This is a genomic window from Bacillus massiliigorillae (genome assembly GCF_000380245.2).
Taxonomy (GTDB): Bacteria; Bacillota; Bacilli; order Bacillales; family DSM-1321; genus Bacillus_AD; species Bacillus_AD massiliigorillae.
The window spans coordinates 3443081-3459027 of the sequence record NZ_HG428741.1; the positions used below are offsets into that span (position 1 = coordinate 3443081).

Annotated in this window: 15 protein-coding genes and 3 pseudogenes; 6 read left to right on the forward strand and 12 right to left on the reverse strand. The window is 34.6% G+C overall.

All coding sequences use genetic code 11. From position 1 onward, the window contains the following. Positions 1-109: 109 nt before the first annotated feature. From TX86_RS15905 to TX86_RS15920, 4 genes are read right to left on the reverse strand one after another with little or no spacing between them, the layout of a single operon-like run. A complete protein-coding gene (locus TX86_RS15905; protein WP_042349869.1) occupies positions 110-661 on the reverse strand; it encodes a ferric reductase-like transmembrane domain-containing protein in 552 nt (183 codons plus the stop codon). Further along, a complete protein-coding gene (locus tag TX86_RS15910; RefSeq protein ID WP_042349870.1) occupies positions 658-1584 on the reverse strand; it encodes an FAD:protein FMN transferase in 927 nt (308 codons plus the stop codon). Before TX86_RS15910 ends, TX86_RS15905 begins: the two co-directional genes overlap by 4 nt. Positions 1585-1586: 2 nt before the next feature. Continuing rightward, a complete protein-coding gene (locus TX86_RS15915; protein ID WP_042349871.1) occupies positions 1587-1919 on the reverse strand; it encodes a hypothetical protein in 333 nt (110 codons plus the stop codon). A 40-nt stretch (positions 1920-1959) separates the two neighbouring features. Then, positions 1960-2661 carry a copper amine oxidase N-terminal domain-containing protein gene (locus TX86_RS15920; RefSeq protein ID WP_042349873.1) on the reverse strand — a complete coding sequence of 234 codons (702 nt, stop codon included), beginning with the start codon at positions 2659-2661 and terminating at the stop codon, positions 1960-1962. A gap of 315 nt (positions 2662-2976) precedes the next feature. On the opposite strand from TX86_RS15920, the gene TX86_RS15925 reads away from it, so the two are divergent. Both TX86_RS15925 and TX86_RS25850 read left to right on the forward strand, forming a co-directional pair. Next, entirely contained in the window at positions 2977-3816 is an 840-nt protein-coding gene (locus TX86_RS15925) for a DUF2935 domain-containing protein (protein WP_042349874.1), read from the forward strand. Between the two features lie 226 nt (positions 3817-4042). Further along, a complete protein-coding gene (locus TX86_RS25850) occupies positions 4043-5125 on the forward strand; it encodes a GGDEF domain-containing protein (protein ID WP_052343696.1) in 1083 nt (360 codons plus the stop codon). Positions 5126-5355: 230 nt separating this feature from the next. Here the strand turns inward: TX86_RS25850 and TX86_RS15935 are convergent. Next, positions 5356-5560 (reverse strand): annotated as a pseudogene (locus tag TX86_RS15935) (SpoVR family protein); the annotation flags it as partial. A gap of 147 nt (positions 5561-5707) precedes the next feature. Here TX86_RS15935 and TX86_RS15940 point away from each other — a divergent pair. The 3 genes from TX86_RS15940 to TX86_RS15950 all read left to right on the forward strand — a co-directional run bounded on the left by TX86_RS15940 (position 5708) and on the right by TX86_RS15950 (position 8413). Next, complete coding sequence (locus TX86_RS15940) at positions 5708-6064, forward strand: ArsR/SmtB family transcription factor (RefSeq protein ID WP_042349878.1); 357 nt, start codon at positions 5708-5710, stop codon at positions 6062-6064. Between the two features lie 43 nt (positions 6065-6107). After that, entirely contained in the window at positions 6108-7343 is a 1236-nt protein-coding gene (locus TX86_RS15945) for an NADH:flavin oxidoreductase/NADH oxidase family protein (RefSeq protein ID WP_042349880.1), read from the forward strand. Positions 7344-7414: 71 nt separating this feature from the next. Beyond that, complete coding sequence (locus TX86_RS15950; protein ID WP_042349881.1) at positions 7415-8413, forward strand: NADP-dependent oxidoreductase; 999 nt, start codon at positions 7415-7417, stop codon at positions 8411-8413. Between the two features lie 173 nt (positions 8414-8586). Here TX86_RS15950 and TX86_RS27485 read toward each other — a convergent pair. The 7 genes and pseudogenes from TX86_RS27485 to TX86_RS15975 all read right to left on the reverse strand — a co-directional run. Further along, positions 8587-8676 (reverse strand): annotated as a pseudogene (locus TX86_RS27485) (SpoVR family protein); the annotation flags it as partial. Between the two features lie 86 nt (positions 8677-8762). After that, a complete protein-coding gene (locus TX86_RS15955; protein ID WP_042349882.1) occupies positions 8763-10838 on the reverse strand; it encodes an ABC transporter permease in 2076 nt (691 codons plus the stop codon). Continuing rightward, on the reverse strand, positions 10828-11595 hold the full coding sequence (locus TX86_RS15960) for an ABC transporter ATP-binding protein (RefSeq protein WP_042349883.1): 768 nt from the start codon (positions 11593-11595) through the stop codon (positions 10828-10830). The genes TX86_RS15955 and TX86_RS15960 overlap by 11 nt, the downstream gene beginning before the upstream one ends. Positions 11596-11751: 156 nt before the next feature. Continuing rightward, positions 11752-12726 carry a sensor histidine kinase gene (locus tag TX86_RS15965; RefSeq protein ID WP_230203629.1) on the reverse strand — a complete coding sequence of 325 codons (975 nt, stop codon included), beginning with the start codon at positions 12724-12726 and terminating at the stop codon, positions 11752-11754. 32 nt (positions 12727-12758) lie between these two features. Next, the gene (locus TX86_RS15970) at positions 12759-13427 is read right to left on the reverse strand and encodes a response regulator transcription factor (RefSeq protein ID WP_042349885.1); all 669 of its coding nucleotides are present in this window, start codon (positions 13425-13427) and stop codon (positions 12759-12761) included. Between the two features lie 60 nt (positions 13428-13487). Further along, positions 13488-13612, reverse strand: a pseudogene (locus TX86_RS27870) (SpoVR family protein); the annotation flags it as partial. A gap of 197 nt (positions 13613-13809) precedes the next feature. After that, positions 13810-14355, reverse strand: a complete 546-nt coding sequence (locus TX86_RS15975) for a helix-turn-helix domain-containing protein (protein ID WP_042349886.1) — start codon at positions 14353-14355, stop codon at positions 13810-13812. 290 nt (positions 14356-14645) lie between these two features. Here TX86_RS15975 and dsdA point away from each other — a divergent pair, with 290 nt between their 5' ends. Next, positions 14646-15938, forward strand: a complete 1293-nt coding sequence (gene dsdA, locus TX86_RS15980) for a D-serine ammonia-lyase (RefSeq protein WP_042349889.1) — start codon at positions 14646-14648, stop codon at positions 15936-15938. Positions 15939-15947 lie beyond the last annotated feature (9 nt).

The window sequence follows — 15947 nt, forward strand, 5'->3', positions numbered from 1 at the left end:
TAAATTGGACAGTATATGCTGTCCTTTTTACATTTGATTAAAAAATAAAACACTTGCTTGAAAATATATCGATTTCAAACAGGTGTTTTATAAAGCTATAAAGCTTAGTTTATACAACTTTATTTTGCGATTTAGAAAAACCATATTTTATCCCCTTGAGTCCTATTAACAGCAAGAAACTTACAGTTGTAAACATATAAACAAGTAACATTGGAGGTGTTAAAGAATCTGCACCGATAAAAAAGCCATGTATACTCATCATTATAAAAGTTGGTATTGTAAGCAAATGAACAGCCTTCCAAACCTTTTTAGATAGCTTTCTCATTAAATCAGAGGATATTAATACAATAAAAAGGCAAATGAACGCGATGGTTCCAAATCCTGATAAGGTCGTTTCATTTTTAGCTGTAAATGGAATCAACAATTCCGTAAACCCATACGGCATATAAGTGTCGATTAGCAATAATCCCCCATGTAACAAAGCAAACAGAAAGGCAAACCAACCACTGCTTTGATGCAACATGAATAACATAGCTCTTTTTTTCATAAAAACCTTTTCACTATATAAAATTCCTGCGCATGCACCAAACCAAAAAAGCATATAACTTACAATTCCTGCGGCTCGAATCATTTCCCATGTTCCAACTATATTAAAAATCATAATAGATTCATCCCTTCCACATACTCATGAATGGTCTTACTAATAGCGATTTTTCCATCCTCTCTAATAATAATCGCTGCTCTTTTTGGAAAATGTTTCGTAAGCCACTTTATCCCTTCTTCAAAAGGCATCATACACAGTACCTTTGCTAATACTTCTGCTTCTGAAACTGTTGGGGCTATTGCTGTAACTTGCACCACATTCGTTGTAATAGAATAACCTGTTTGTCCATTAATAATATGATGTCTATCTTTATCGCCTTGCTTCCACTTTCTATAAAGAGGACTAGACGTAGCCATATTCGCGTTCTTAACAAATAAAGAAATGATATCTAATTCTTCTTGAAGAGGATTACTCACTCCCACTATTTGAGAAGAATCGCCCCAAATAGCTACATCTCCGCCTGCATTAATAAAACCTTCTTCCATGCCTGCTCGTATAGCTAGTAATTTTGCTTGGTCTACACTCCATCCTTTTGCAATCCCGTTAATATCTAATTTTTCATTACTATGTTTAATAATCACATTTGATTGTGGAAGGAGTTCGATTCCTTTTTTATGAACAGTAAAAGGATTTAATTCACGAGCTTCTTTATACATATGTGGTTGAAAACTTATATCATAGCCAAGCTCTTCTATTCTACTTCCTATTAATGGATTAAAAAGATACTCTGTTCTTTCAGCATAAAATTGTGCCTCTTTGATTATGGAATATAACTCATCTGAAACAAAAATAGGAATACCTACTGGCTGATTATTAAAAGTTGATAGTTCACTACTATCCATAAAACGAGAAAAACGATGTTCAAAGCTATGAAAATAATTCGTTAAATTTTCTATCGTTTCACTTTTTGAATTCAAACCACCTAATCGAATGGTTGTATTCATACATTCAAATGTTTTAATAGTAGAAAGAGCATTCATATTTATGATCTCTCCGTACGATTATCTTGCTGTATTTGTCCTTGATAAGGATTCGTCGGCGTTACATATGTTGCTTGCTCATCTGTATTGTCCACATTCCAATTACCATCTTCCCAATCCAATCCAGCAATAGTTCGCTCTCGGTCGGCTTTCTCAGCTTCTTTCAAATTAGATAAATCAGTATTATCGGTATCAATCTTCCAAGTATCAGTTGCTACTTGAGCCTTTGCTTCACTATCTTGAACATTTTGATTATCTTGAAGAATAGAGGTTACTCCTGTGAAAGCGGTTATACTCCCTAAACCAACAGCCCATTTTACCCAGTTTTTTTTCATTATTCTGTCTCCTTTACACAGTCATTCATAACAATATTTATTAGTTAAGGGCAAAAATAAAACCTTTTTGAGAATCATACGTAATTGTATAACCTAATCCATTCGCTAACACACTTATAGGAGCATATAATTCATTATTATATGCAAGTGTTGGAACGGGCATTGGTGTCTTCAAACCATTTTCATACACCGCTCTTGATCCAAGCCTACATATTAATTGCTTTTGTTGATATACAACTTCAACGGCTTGAATATTTTCATAAATAGCTACATCAGCTCCTAACAATTCCGATGTTTCTTTAATAGGAATCATTACTTCACTTCTATACGGATAAGCAACAACTGTTATTGATTCATTACCATTTTGTATTTTCACCTTCATTGAATCTTTGATAGGCAATTGTTCCTGCGATACTCCGATCGCTGCTGAGCGTGACCATTTAGACCATGATTCCATAACTTCATTTGTTTGGTTTATCTGTTTATTTTTTTGATTCTGTATGCGTTCTTCATACTGTACATCATCATCCTCTTTATGTTTATCCCCATCATCTCCGTACTTATGCTCATTATGTTCTCTCTTCTCATCATCCTCTTTATGCTTATATCCATCATCTCTATACTTATACTCATTATGTTCTCTCTTCTCATCGTCACCATCAGCTCGCACAGATAAGTACGTAAAAGAAGTTGTCGCAAACACCAAAATCAGCAATAACAACAGTTTAAAAATGTTTTTCATAACACTCCTCCTTTTCCAACAGAATAGACAAGAAAGATTAAAATAAAATTAAAAGAATTCTATGTTTTCTAACCAAATTGAGAATGAATCCACTAACCTATATTGCTTTCTCTTATACTGCTATCGGGAAATTTCGCTTTGTATATTGAGGGTAGTTTAGTTTCATAAGATTATTGTGGGAATCAAGATTTTTAACGATAGTAACAATAGGCATAAACAAAGATAACGTCCACTTTATTTTATAATTTCAAGGCATATTCGATTGATTTTCTAAATATGAATAGAGCAAAAGTGTTATTTCGGGGAGGTTATAAAATGAACGGGGATGATACATCTCTGCATGCTGATACTGGTGTTACATCTGGATTGTTCGTTGAGCGCTCTTTAAATGAAATTCGTTTTTGGGCCAGGATTATGAAAGAACACTCTTTATTTCTTCGATTGGGTTTTAGAGCAGAAGATACTCAACTAATTCAAGACGCTAATCAATTTTATCGCTTATTTGAACACATCGAACAAACTGCGCATTCCTTTAACAATCAAACAGACCCCGAACAAATAAGAAGATTTAATTCAGAGGTACAACAAGCTGCAACAAATATTTTCGCATTTAAACGGAAAGTATTAGGACTAATTCTCGCTTGCAAATTGCCAGGGGCAAATAATTTTCCACTATTAGTTGACCATACAAGTAGGGAAGCTAATTATTTTAGAAAACGATTAATTGAATTAAATGAAGGAAAATTACAATCGCTTCCAGATGCCATTATTAAAGAAAATGTCTTCTTCCTAAGGATTATGGCAGACCATGCCAAATTTATTGGTCATCTCCTTGATCCGTCAGAAAGGAAACTAGTTGATGTTGCACGGAATTTCAGCAATGATTTTGATCAATTGCTGTATCAAGCAAGAGACTTAGAATCTATGAAGCCACAATCTCAAACAGTTCCACTATTAGATCAATTCCTTGATCAAAATCGGGTTTCGGTCGCATCTCTTAGGGACTTCAAGAAAACAGCCCGTGATCTAATTGAGCAATGTAAAATAAAGAGTATTATTCATCCTCTATTAGCAGACCATGTTTTCCGGGAAGCCGATAGGTTCCTTGAAATCATTGATATGTTTGACGCGCATCTTACAGGCGGTACCCGGTAACCTAGATAATAGAAAAGTTAAAGAATGTGTATGTTGGGTTAATAAAGCATGAGTGCTTGAATAAAAATCGAGTTGCGGCGGCAGCTCTTTTTTATTTTCATCAGAGTTAAACACCTTAAACGTTGTTTCATCCAGAGCGTTGTCATAAGGACTGGAGATATGAGATTATTTATATACTAATACAAAACAATAACTCAGAAGCAATTAGTTGGGAAGGAGTCCGATAATGACGAAAAAAGAGAACAACTGGGAGGACTTTTTGCGTGGAAGTGCTGTCGATAGATGTGCAGTGGAGGTACTTGCAAGAAATAATAGGAATCTGCGGGCATTTTCTATTTTAGGCATTATAATGATGTCTTTTGCAATCATATTCGGCTGGCTTATGCGAGATATTTTCACATTTAGCACTGAGTTCATTGTCATGTGGGTGTATTTTTTGGTCATGTATCTGTTCAACAGGTTTACCACAGGTAATATAAAACGTGTTACTACTGTCTTTTATCTTTGGATTATACCGATTATGATAATAGGAATTATTATGGGCACATTCGGAGATCCGAAAGAGCCTTCCATCACGATTATGGTATTCCTGTGTGTCCTACCAATGTTTATTTTGGATAAACCATGGAGAATCGTATTATTCATACTTATGAATTCGGTGGTATACACCATATGTTGTTATATGGCAAAGACAACAGAGTTATTCATGGCTGATATGATTGATTTAATACTATTTACTGTACTTGGGGTCGGTGTCAATTGTCTTATCCTTCAAGATAGAATCAACAATGTGGAATATGCTATGGAAATGCGACTTATAGCAGAAACAGATGCGCTGACGGAACTCAATAATCGAGGTGCGGGCGAGGAGAAAGTCAGACAGTTAATGAGACAAGGAAAAAGTGGAATGCTTTTACTGATTGATGTTGACAACTTCAAAGATGTCAATGACCGATATGGACACTTAAATGGTGACAATGTTCTAAAATCTGTTTCCCTTTGTTTGAGGCAGTCATTTCGTGACAACGATGTAGGTATTCGTTTTGGTGGAGACGAGTTTATGATATTTGCACAAAGCTTAGAAAATCAGGAGGACGGAAGAATATACATAGACCGTATCATACAGAAAATTCGTCGTTTATCCATTCCCGACATGCCAGAGTATCATTTTTCCGTCAGCATCGGTGCTGCATTTTTTCAGCATGAAACCCACAAAAGCTTCGAGACGATTTACCGTGAAGCAGATGAAGCCCTTTATCAGGCGAAGCGTAGTGGTAAGGATTCCTATTCTTTCTCACAGGACACCTAACAGTATAATATCACTGTTCTGATGATGGGACAGGTTATATTTTTTCTGTTTGTTATTCTTAATTTGATCATATTGCCCTTACCAAATGCACTTATCCTTAATCGGATAGGTGTATTTACACTATAAAAAAAAGAAACTGTTCGTAAAACCCGTCCGACATCTTTTGAACTCTCACTCAATATCCCTTGTGATGTATGGAAACCTCCGTTCACACGCATATTAACTAGTTAGTCACGCACAGCTTTCCACTCTTTATCAAAAGATCTTATAATCCTTCCCTTGCTTCTGGAACAAGTACATATCCTCGCTCATCACAAGATCCTTCGTCAAATAATTACGTAAGAAGGATATATCAGATTCTACTTCACGCACCTCAAACATCTGCTCTCGACCAGAGTTTGGTTTCCCACCACGACGGACCATTTCATCTGTTGGAATATACATGGAACACTTATGTTAATAACTGAACATAAATGTTCATTCAATGGTCTCGATTTTCTTTCCCAATGCTTTTTTAAAAAAATAATATGTTATGATTCATTTACTCAATGGATTAAACATTTAAACAAAGGAGTCATGCTTATGAAGAATACTGGAAATCTTGATTTATTAGCTCGAGAATTTGAAGACTGTCAAGAAGTGTTAATTGCAATTGGAGATCAAACAAGACAATCCATTATCATTGCATTACTAAGCGTTGGTTGTGAAGGAATGCGAGTAGGAGAAATTACAAAGAAAACACATCTCTCCCGACCAGCTGTTTCTCACCATATAAAGATTCTAAAAGAAGCCAAAGTAGTGAATCTTAATCGTCAAGGAACAATGAATTACTACTATTTAGATCCAACCAAAAGCACCATTCGTTTGCTGAAAAATTTAACAGAACATATTGAAGAATACATGACAAATCATTGGGATGCTCCAAAAGAATCTTCATAATAAATTTTTTATGATACCTATTGGAAAAGGAGATAGACAACAAATGAAAAATTCTACTTTAGGAAATCCACTAAAACTATCTGACAAAGTAACAATTAAAAATCGTTTTCATAAGTCAGCCATGAGTGAAACGTTAGGTACTAAACAGAATAATCCTACACCGTTATTAGTTACTTTGTATGAGGCATGGGCTAAAGGTGGTGCAGGTCTACTAGTGACTGGAAATGTGATGATTGATCGCAAAGCTCTAGGTGAACCAGGAAATGTTGTTATTGAGGATGAACGAGATTTAGATATGTTAAAGAAGTGGGCGCAAGCAGGTACACAAAATGAAACACAATTATGGTTACAGTTGAATCATCCTGGGAAACAATCACCAAAAAGTGTATCGAAAACACCCGTTGCCCCAAGTGCCATACCACTTTCTGGCCATGTATCAAATATATTTAATAAACCACGAGCTCTTACAGTAGAGGAAATTAAAGATCTTATTAAACGTTTTGGCAACGCAGCTAGAATTGCAAAAAAAGCAGGATTTACAGGTGTTCAGATCCATGGTGCTCACGGATATCTAGTTAGTCAATTCTTGTCACCTCACCATAACCAACGAAATGATGAATGGGGCGGGAGTTTAAATAACCGCATGAGATTTTTGTTAGAAACATATCATGAAATTCGACGTCAAGTGGGAGAAGAATTTCCTATCGGACTTAAGCTGAACTCTGCTGATTTTCAACGAGGAGGATTTACTGAAGAGGAATCTATGCAAGTATTAAAGAAAATGTCTGAAGTTGGGATAGACTTAATTGAAATATCGGGAGGTAATTATGAAAACCCCGTCATGATGGAAAGTAGTTCAAATAATCGTACCAAAACGAGAGAAGCGTATTTTTTAGAATATGCCGAAAAAGCGAGAAAAATAATATCTGTTCCTTTAGTTGTAACAGGAGGATTTCGTTCAGAGGAAGGTATGACGAACGCCATCAAAAGCAACGCAGTCGATATGGTTGGGATAGGAAAACCATTTGTATTAATGCCTGATCTGCCAAATCGTATTTTTGCAGGTACGTACCAAACAATGGAAATCAAACCTATTAGAACAGATGTTAAATGGTTAGATGCAAGAGTCGGCTCTATGTTAGATTTAGGTTGGTATGAACAGCAACTTGTCCGAATAGGGAAAGGAAAAAATCCTAAACCAAATTACTGCCCTTGGTTATCGTTAATCCAGAATATGGCTAATCATGGTTTAGAAGTGTTTAAAAAGAGAAGGGCTTAATAATATTTTTTCTAAGCAATGTTTTATTGAAATCATGAAATAGAAACAAACATGATTTGGAGGAATCAGAAATGCAAGCAATGGTTATTGATAAGTACGGGAAATTCCCAATGCGTTTGGCAGAAGTACCTATACCTGAAATAGAAGAACATGAAGTACTCGCAGAAATTCATGCTGCTAGTATTAATCCTGTTGATTATAAAATACGCGATGGGAAAGTGAAATTATTAGTTAAATATAAAATGCCTCTTATTCTTGGCAATGATTTTTCTGGTGTTATAGTCAAGGTTGGAGCCAAAGTGACTCGTTTTAAAGTCGGCGATGAAATATATGCACGTCCACGTAAGAGTAAAATCGGCACTTTTGCGGAATATATCGCCATTCATGAAAATGACATTGCCTTCAAACCGAAAAATTTGAGCTTTGAGGAAGCAGCCTCAATCCCACTAGTAGGATTAACCACCTATCAAGCTTTTCATGACATACTTCAATTACAAAAAGGACAAAAAATATTGATTCAAGCTGGGGCTGGTGGTGTTGGTACCTTCGCTATACAACTGGCTAAATTAATGGGTGCCACTGTCGCTACTACCGCTAGTGAAGCTGGTATGAATCTAGTAAAGTCTCTTGGTGCAGATGAAATAATCAATTACAAGACAGAGAGATTTGAAGATCGATTAAATAATTATGATGCCGTATTTGATACACTTGGGGGTAAGAACCTCGAAAAATCATTTGATGTTGTAAAAGAAGGAGGAAAAATTGTTTCTGTTTCAGGATTACCGAATGCTCGTTTTGGTAGAGAATACGGTTCCGGATTTTTAAAAACAATATTATTTTCAGCAGCAACTAAAAAAATTACTGCACTTGAAAAAAAACATAATGTTCAATATACGTTTCTGTTTATGAAGCCAAGTGGAAATCAATTACGTATTATTACAAACATGATTGAGTCAAATAAAATCAAACCCGTCATTGACCAAGTTTTTTCTTTTAAAGATGCTCAAAAGGCAATGGACTATTCGGAGTCAGGAAGAGCTAAAGGGAAAATAGTTTTGAAAATCAGATAATTTCTAAACAAACAATTATTTCCTTAACGTTGTAAATCTAAATTTGGATTCTACCACAAATATAAGTATGTTTAACTGTGCATTTAAACATGTATAAAGCAATTATAGATGATGCTATTAAACCCTGGTTCGTCGATTTCTGAATTAGACTCTTTGAACGAAGACATTAATCATCCTGCATTCAGCTTCGCAAATTCTAAAGATTCACTTGATGTTAAGTCCATTTCACGTGAGATACGTTGATGCCAGAAGGATGCCCAGCCATATTTCAGCTAAGGCGGTTATTTTAAAAGCTCAGAAAAACAAAGAAAACACCCCTAACTAAACTGGAGTGTTTTCCATTCCTTATTCATCTCTTAAATCCATCTTTAACATTTCTTTTAAAAGTGTAATAGGTCGCTATAAAGTAAACGACGTAAATGCCTAAGATTAGTAAAATTGATATACCAACATTCAACCGAAAAGCTTGATCGCCTATATACGAATTAATTTCTTGTCTATATAACTGTATATAGTTACTAATAAATAGGACATAGCCTATAATCGCTATTGAAATAGGTAATACAAAATAGATGGATATTTGTTTTAAGATGATTTTACTAATCTCTTTATGATCGATTCCTAATTTAGTTAATGTTTTAAATCTTGCTTTATGTTCAATAGAATCCGCTAATTGTTGTAAGGCAAGTACCGTTAAACTAATCATTAACAGTACCGTTCCTAAATAAATGCCTAATATTCTCATTGCTAGTGTAGCGTTTAATATTTCACTCACTTCGACTACTTTCATATTAGTATGAATTGGATAAAACCTCTCACCACTTTTGAGTTCTTCATCATACTTACTCAATAAATCATTATGTTTTAATTCAAACCATTTAGGTACAATCTGTTTTTCGAAATAACTAGCTTTTTCATAGCTGATTTCTTTAGTAGTATTCGCAAGAAAATCTGTACTTGCTATCGTTAATTCTTTACATATAGCATCAGGCAATACAATAAGTGCATCTGTAAAGTAATTATAGACTCCTTCACCAATTGATTCCTTAAAATATGGTTCAGAGCTAATAGTAAAATGTTGTCCATTTATCTTTAGTGTTGAATGTTCTTTTATGTATCGCTTTAATTCTGCTTCACTTGCCATTTTGGCCCATTGCATTGTAAATTCATTTTCTCCTAAGTCCACCTTGTCATAGCCAAGCATATCTCTTAGCTTATTAAAATCACTCAATCCAATTGCTAAAATCGGCATGCTACTTTTTTCTCTTTGGTAAAAATCTTCATCCTGTAAAAAATATTTTTCAACTTGACGATATTCATCTATGTTATAGCCTTCCTTATGTAGATATTCCGTTAAGTCGTTATAATCTATTTTCGGTATATCTTTTATATTTGAAGCAATAGCATATTCATTCGATATACTAATATCATACGGCGCTCGATAATCTAAATATCCCAAACTCCATTGTGAAAGAATGAGCGTTAATGTAAAGCTTAAAGATGCTCCTAAAAAGGTAATAGCAATAGTCGCCATTAGAATTGGTGCTGTTTTAATTTTTGAAACGATTGACCCTATTAAAAACAGATTTGTGTATTCATATTTAAAATGGAGCCATCGATTCTTTATAAAAATAATGATATATGCCAAGGAATAAAATAATGCATATGTCCCGATAATAAAACTTATTAAAGCAAACGGTATGTATACTCGGTCGCTGATTTCAATCATTCCTGAATGGTTGATTATACTAATAAGCTTGTACGTACAATAACCACAAACTCCATACATCATCACTGATGTCATAAAAGTAATGATATATACTTTACTACTTCGCTTAAATTGAAATTCTGTTTTCTTGTCAGCGTGTAACATATCAATCAGTTTCTTTTTATTCAATACTCTAATGTTAAAGATACCTATAATACAAAACATAGCAATAAAAAAGAGAAAGGTTATTACTACTGTATCCATATATAATCGAAAAGAAAAAACGATTTCTTGTTTAGCTGTTAAGAGTACTAGTGCTGTTACGACTTGTGAAAATAATGTTCCAATAAAAATCCCCAAAATAATCGAAACTATTCCAATCAATAATGTTTCAATAAAAAACATGAAAGCAACACTCTTTTGTTCCGTTCCTAATAAAATATACGTAGCAAATTCTCTCTGCCTTCTTCTCATCATGTATTGATTCACATATCCAATGAGAATAATTAGTAAAGCTGTAATTCCATACGTTGAGTATTTTAATATATTCTGTAACATCTCAAAATTATATGAACCTTCCGTTATGAATTTATAGCTCGAACTCGATAACGAAGTAAATGCATAAAAAAAACTAACACATAATGTAATCGTAATAAAATAAATCAAGTAATCCTTAATAGATCGTTTAGCATTTCCAATGGCTAATCTAGCGAACATCTCTTACGTCCCCTCCTAGCAATGCAACCACATCTAGTATTTGATTAAAAAATTGCTTACGAGAATTTTCTCCTTTTCGTAGCTCTGTAAAGATCTTGCCATCTTTAATAAAAAGAATTCGATCACAATAGCTAGCAGTGAATGAATCATGCGTAACCATTAATATAGTAGCACCTAACTCTTTGTTTAAATTTGACAGCATTTCGATTAACATTTGAGCAGACCTTGAGTCTAAGGCACCAGTTGGTTCATCTGCAAGAATCAGCTTCGGATTCGTAATTAAGGCTCTTGCACATGCACACCGTTGCTTTTGCCCACCCGATGCTTCGTATGGATACTTAGTTAGAATCTCATCAATTCCTAATGTATGTGCAACTTTCTTTACTTTTTCATCGATATCACCTTTTTTACAGCGGTTTATTGTTAAGGCTAAGGCAATATTTTCATGAATCGTCAATGTATCTAAAAGATTGAAATCCTGAAATATAAAACCTAGATTTTCTCTTCTAAACTTCGCTAAATCTTTTTGGCTAATTTCAGTTATATCTTTGTTATCAACATAAATATGCCCAGAACTAACTTCATCAATCGTTGCTATCATATTTAATAAAGTTGTCTTTCCTGAGCCAGAAGGACCCATAACGCCAATAAATTCTCCTTCAAACACATCAAAATTTATATCATCAATAACTTTTACCACATTTCCTTTGTTTCCATAATACTTTTCTACACTATCTATTTTTAATACTGTATCCATCACTATCACCTCGATTGTATTGTATATGATTTTAGCCAACTGAAATTCGATGTAACCTTACTTTAAAGTTACAATGTTGTCACTTAACTCTATGTAAATCACAAGCAAATAAAAAAACGTCGAAAAAACAAATTCGACGTCCCATTACTACATTTCTTATACTTTTGAAAAGGTTCCTTTTGGGAATGTAATTCTTACCCTAGTATATACTTGCTCTTCAGACTCAATCGTTAGTAGTAAGCTCAGTTTATCACATAGTTTTTTACATAAATATAATCCAATACCTGTCGCATTATTGTTTGTTCTTCCTTTATTACCTGTAAATCCTTTTTCAAAGACACGATTGATTTCACACTGAGGGATACCGATTCCATTATCCTCAACAATCAATTGAATGCCATTTCTTACATTCTCTGTATAGATTTTAACGATAGGATTTTTCTCTGTTCGATACTTTACTGAATTAACGATAATTTGATTCAAAATAAATTCGATCCATTTACTGTCACAATACACTGTTTGATGTAAATCAGCTAGTTCAATATCAATATTATTCAAGATGAACATCTGCTTATTTTGAATAATAACATTATTAACGGAATCTAATAATGAAATTTCCTTGATTAAATAATCCTTCTCTATTTCTTCGCTTCGAGCATAAAACAATGCTTGTTCCACATACCTGTTAATCTGTTCTAGCTCTTGTAAAACAACTCGGGATGTATTCGTTTTATTGTTTTCTTCTAATATTTTAATAGAAGCTATCGGTGTTTTTACTTCATGTACCCATTGCTCAATATATTCTTTATACTCTTTACGTTGACTTTTAATGTGATTGATTTCTTCACGCATAGACTTACTCGCTTTTTTCAACAACAAATAATATGGCACTGCATCTGCATAAGGTGGCATGTCTATTACTTCACTAATAAGATACTTCTTATCAAGCTGATCAGCCGCCTGTAAAATCGCTTCATAATATATTTTTCGCTTTCTGTATTCATAGGTAAAAAAGGTGATGAATATAAAAATCCATACAATTGCAATTACTTTCATGGTATCGAATGTATTACCCACACTAAACAAAAAGACCATCAGTGTAATAAAGCATATCCCATGTAAAAAAAGCACGTGTATTCTGTCCTTTATGTACTCTTTGAACCTCATATGACGTAGCCTTGTCCCCTTTTCGTTTTAATAAACTCCTTTACACCGAGCTCTTCAATTTTATTCCGTATTCTCGTAATATTTACTGTTAACGTATTATCATTTACAAATAAAGCACTATCCCATAAATGCTCCATAATATCCACCCTAGAAACAATTTTCCCTTGATGATTTAAAAGATAATGCAATATTTTCAATTCATTCTTGGTCAGTTCAACAACATTCCCATTATGCTCAACTGTACTTGATAAAATGTTCAACTTGATTCCATTATACTCAATCACATCCATAGCATTTTCACTTGGATACGCTCTCTTTAAAAGTGCATTAATTCTCGCTAATAAAATTTGTGTATTGTATGGCTTAGCTATAAAATCATCGCCACCCAACGTAATACTCATGAGCTCATCCATATTCGTATTGCGACTCGTCACAAAAACTATCGGTACTTTTGAAAAATCACGTATTTCTGTACATATTTTATATCCATCCTCAAATGGTAAATTAATATCTAACAATATCAAATGTGGATGTCTTTCCTTTACTAAACTAGGTATTTGATCAAATTCCATTGCCTTAATAACCGAATAACCATGCTGACTTAACATATAAGCAATCTCATTTTGTAGCTGCACATTATCTTCAACAATCATTATTTTAATCATATTTTTATTCCCAACATTTTATTTACTTCTCAATTATTCATTTTATCTTTATTAGGTTTACATATAAAGAAGCATCTTCTCCAAATGTTTCACATCTAACTCTATTTCTTCGTACCAATGTTTTAGATACAATGCAATGCATCATTCCGTATATAATCTCCATCATTTACCGTAATATATGGGAAATCTCTTATTTTTTCTAAAACCTCAACCCCATCCATTTTAGGATAGGAACAGCTATATCAACAGCAGTCCTTTTTATTTGTCATGGATAAGTCATCCGAGAGTAATATAAAGGACTGTTCTGTGTATGGATAGTTTTAAATATATGTCTTTTAAGCTTGGAACTTCCTTGCGACACTATTGAGTTTAGAACTAATAATTAAAATGATGGCGGAGTAACGGAGAATACAACCGTGACGTCTTCTTGACTTAAGTTTTCCCATTTGTGTTTCATAAAAGCAGGGATTTTAACGCTGTCCCCTTCTTCTAATTGGTAAATACTATCCCCTAAGTAAAGCTGGACTGTTCCATTCAATACGAAGGCAATTTCTTCTCCTTTGTGGCCGATGGGTTCGTTAGAAGATGCGACACCTTGGGGTATTTTCATTACGACAGTTTCTAATTCGCCGCTGAAGTCTGGTGAAAGCAATTCATAAGTTAAATTATCCACGATCATTTTGCGGCGCTTTTGTTTTTTGACAATCAAGTCTGAAGTTTCACGTTCTTCTAAAAAGAAATGAAAAATAGGTATGTCTAAAGCTCCCGCTAAAACTTTTAAAGTTTGTAAGGATGGATTGGCTAAGCCCCGTTCAATCTGACTTAACATCGAAGGGGTAATATCCGTTAAACGGGATAATTCGCGCAAACTATAACCTTTGTCTTTTCTAAACTTTTCTACTTTTTTTCCAACATCGAGAGATTCCATTTTGTAACTCCTGTTAAATTATATTTATTTTTGTTAAATCACACTTCACACCCAATAACAGCTATGCTATTATTACTTGTGTAATCATTCACATTTTTTCGGTGGTCTGCCTACATTTAAAATAATCATAGCTGATGACTTTATTTTTCACCAAAATGAAAGGGCCTTTAAGTGTTAAATTAGATTTACCACTATTATAACTAGTAGTGTAATAAATCAAAAGGCTTCCAAGGTGATTCTGCCAAAGATTGAGCTTGAATGAAAAATGCAGCTAGAGGAGTTAGAGAATTATGATAAAGATGGATAACTTTTTAGAACAATTACAGAACTATCAAGAAGTTTGCTGGAAAAATCCCAAATTAGGTCAAGCTGGTGAGAACCTGTTTGATTTAGAGGATATTCAAGACGCATCAGAGCGTTTGGAGCGTTTTGCGACATACATCGCCACTGTTTTTCCGGAAACACAAAAAACTAACGGCATCATCGAATCAGAATTAACGGAAATCCCCCACATGTTGGCAGCCATCGAAAAATTCGACCAAATCGAAACTAACGGCCGTTTGTATTTGAAACGGGACAGTGATTTGCCGATTTCTGGTTCCATCAAAGCTCGGGGCGGAATCTACGAAGTGTTGAAATTAGCGGAAACGATTGCTTTAGAATCTGGCAAACTAAAAGTAACTGATGATTACGCCAAATTAGCGGAGCCGGAATTTGTTGAGTTATTTTCACAATACGGTATTGCTGTAGGTTCCACAGGTAATCTAGGCTTGAGTATCGGGATCATGGGAGCGAAATTAGGTTTTCACACTACTGTCCACATGTCAGAAGACGCGAAACAATGGAAAAAAGATTTATTGCGTTCAAAAGGCGTAACCGTAGTGGAACATCAGGGAGATTTCAGCCTAGCAGTAGAGGCTGGACGTGCCGAAGCGGAAAAAGATCCAATGTGTCATTTTGTCGATGACGAAGCTTCTCGTGATTTATTTTTAGGCTATGCGGTGGCGGCATTCCGTTTGCAAAAACAATTTACTGCGCAAAAAATCGAAGTCTCAGAAGAAAATCCATTGTTTGTGTACCTTCCTTGCGGCGTTGGTGGTAGCCCTGGCGGTGTAGCCTTTGGTTTAAAAACTTTATTTGGCGACAACGTCCATATTATTTTCGTAGAGCCGACTCACTCTCCTTGTATGTTATTAGGCTTATACACGCAATTACATGATGACATTTCTGTAAACGATATCGGCATCGACGGAAAAACCGCTGCTGACGGATTAGCAGTTGGCCGCCCTTCTCGTTTAGTCGGCAAAGTGATCGAACCGTTAATGTATGCCGAAACAACATTCCAAGATGATCGTTTATATCAATACTTAGCGATGTTAGTGGATAGTGAAAAGATTTATGTGGAACCTTCCGCAGCGTCTGGATTTACTTCTCTTGCGGATTTGAATCGTCATTTAGCCGAAACAGAACCATTTATGAAAACGGGTACTCATATCGTCTGGGCAACTGGAGGAAATATGGTGCCAAAAGATGAAATGGCTACTTATTATCAAAAAGGTAAAGACCTTTTAGCGCAAGCTTAAGGTGAGGTA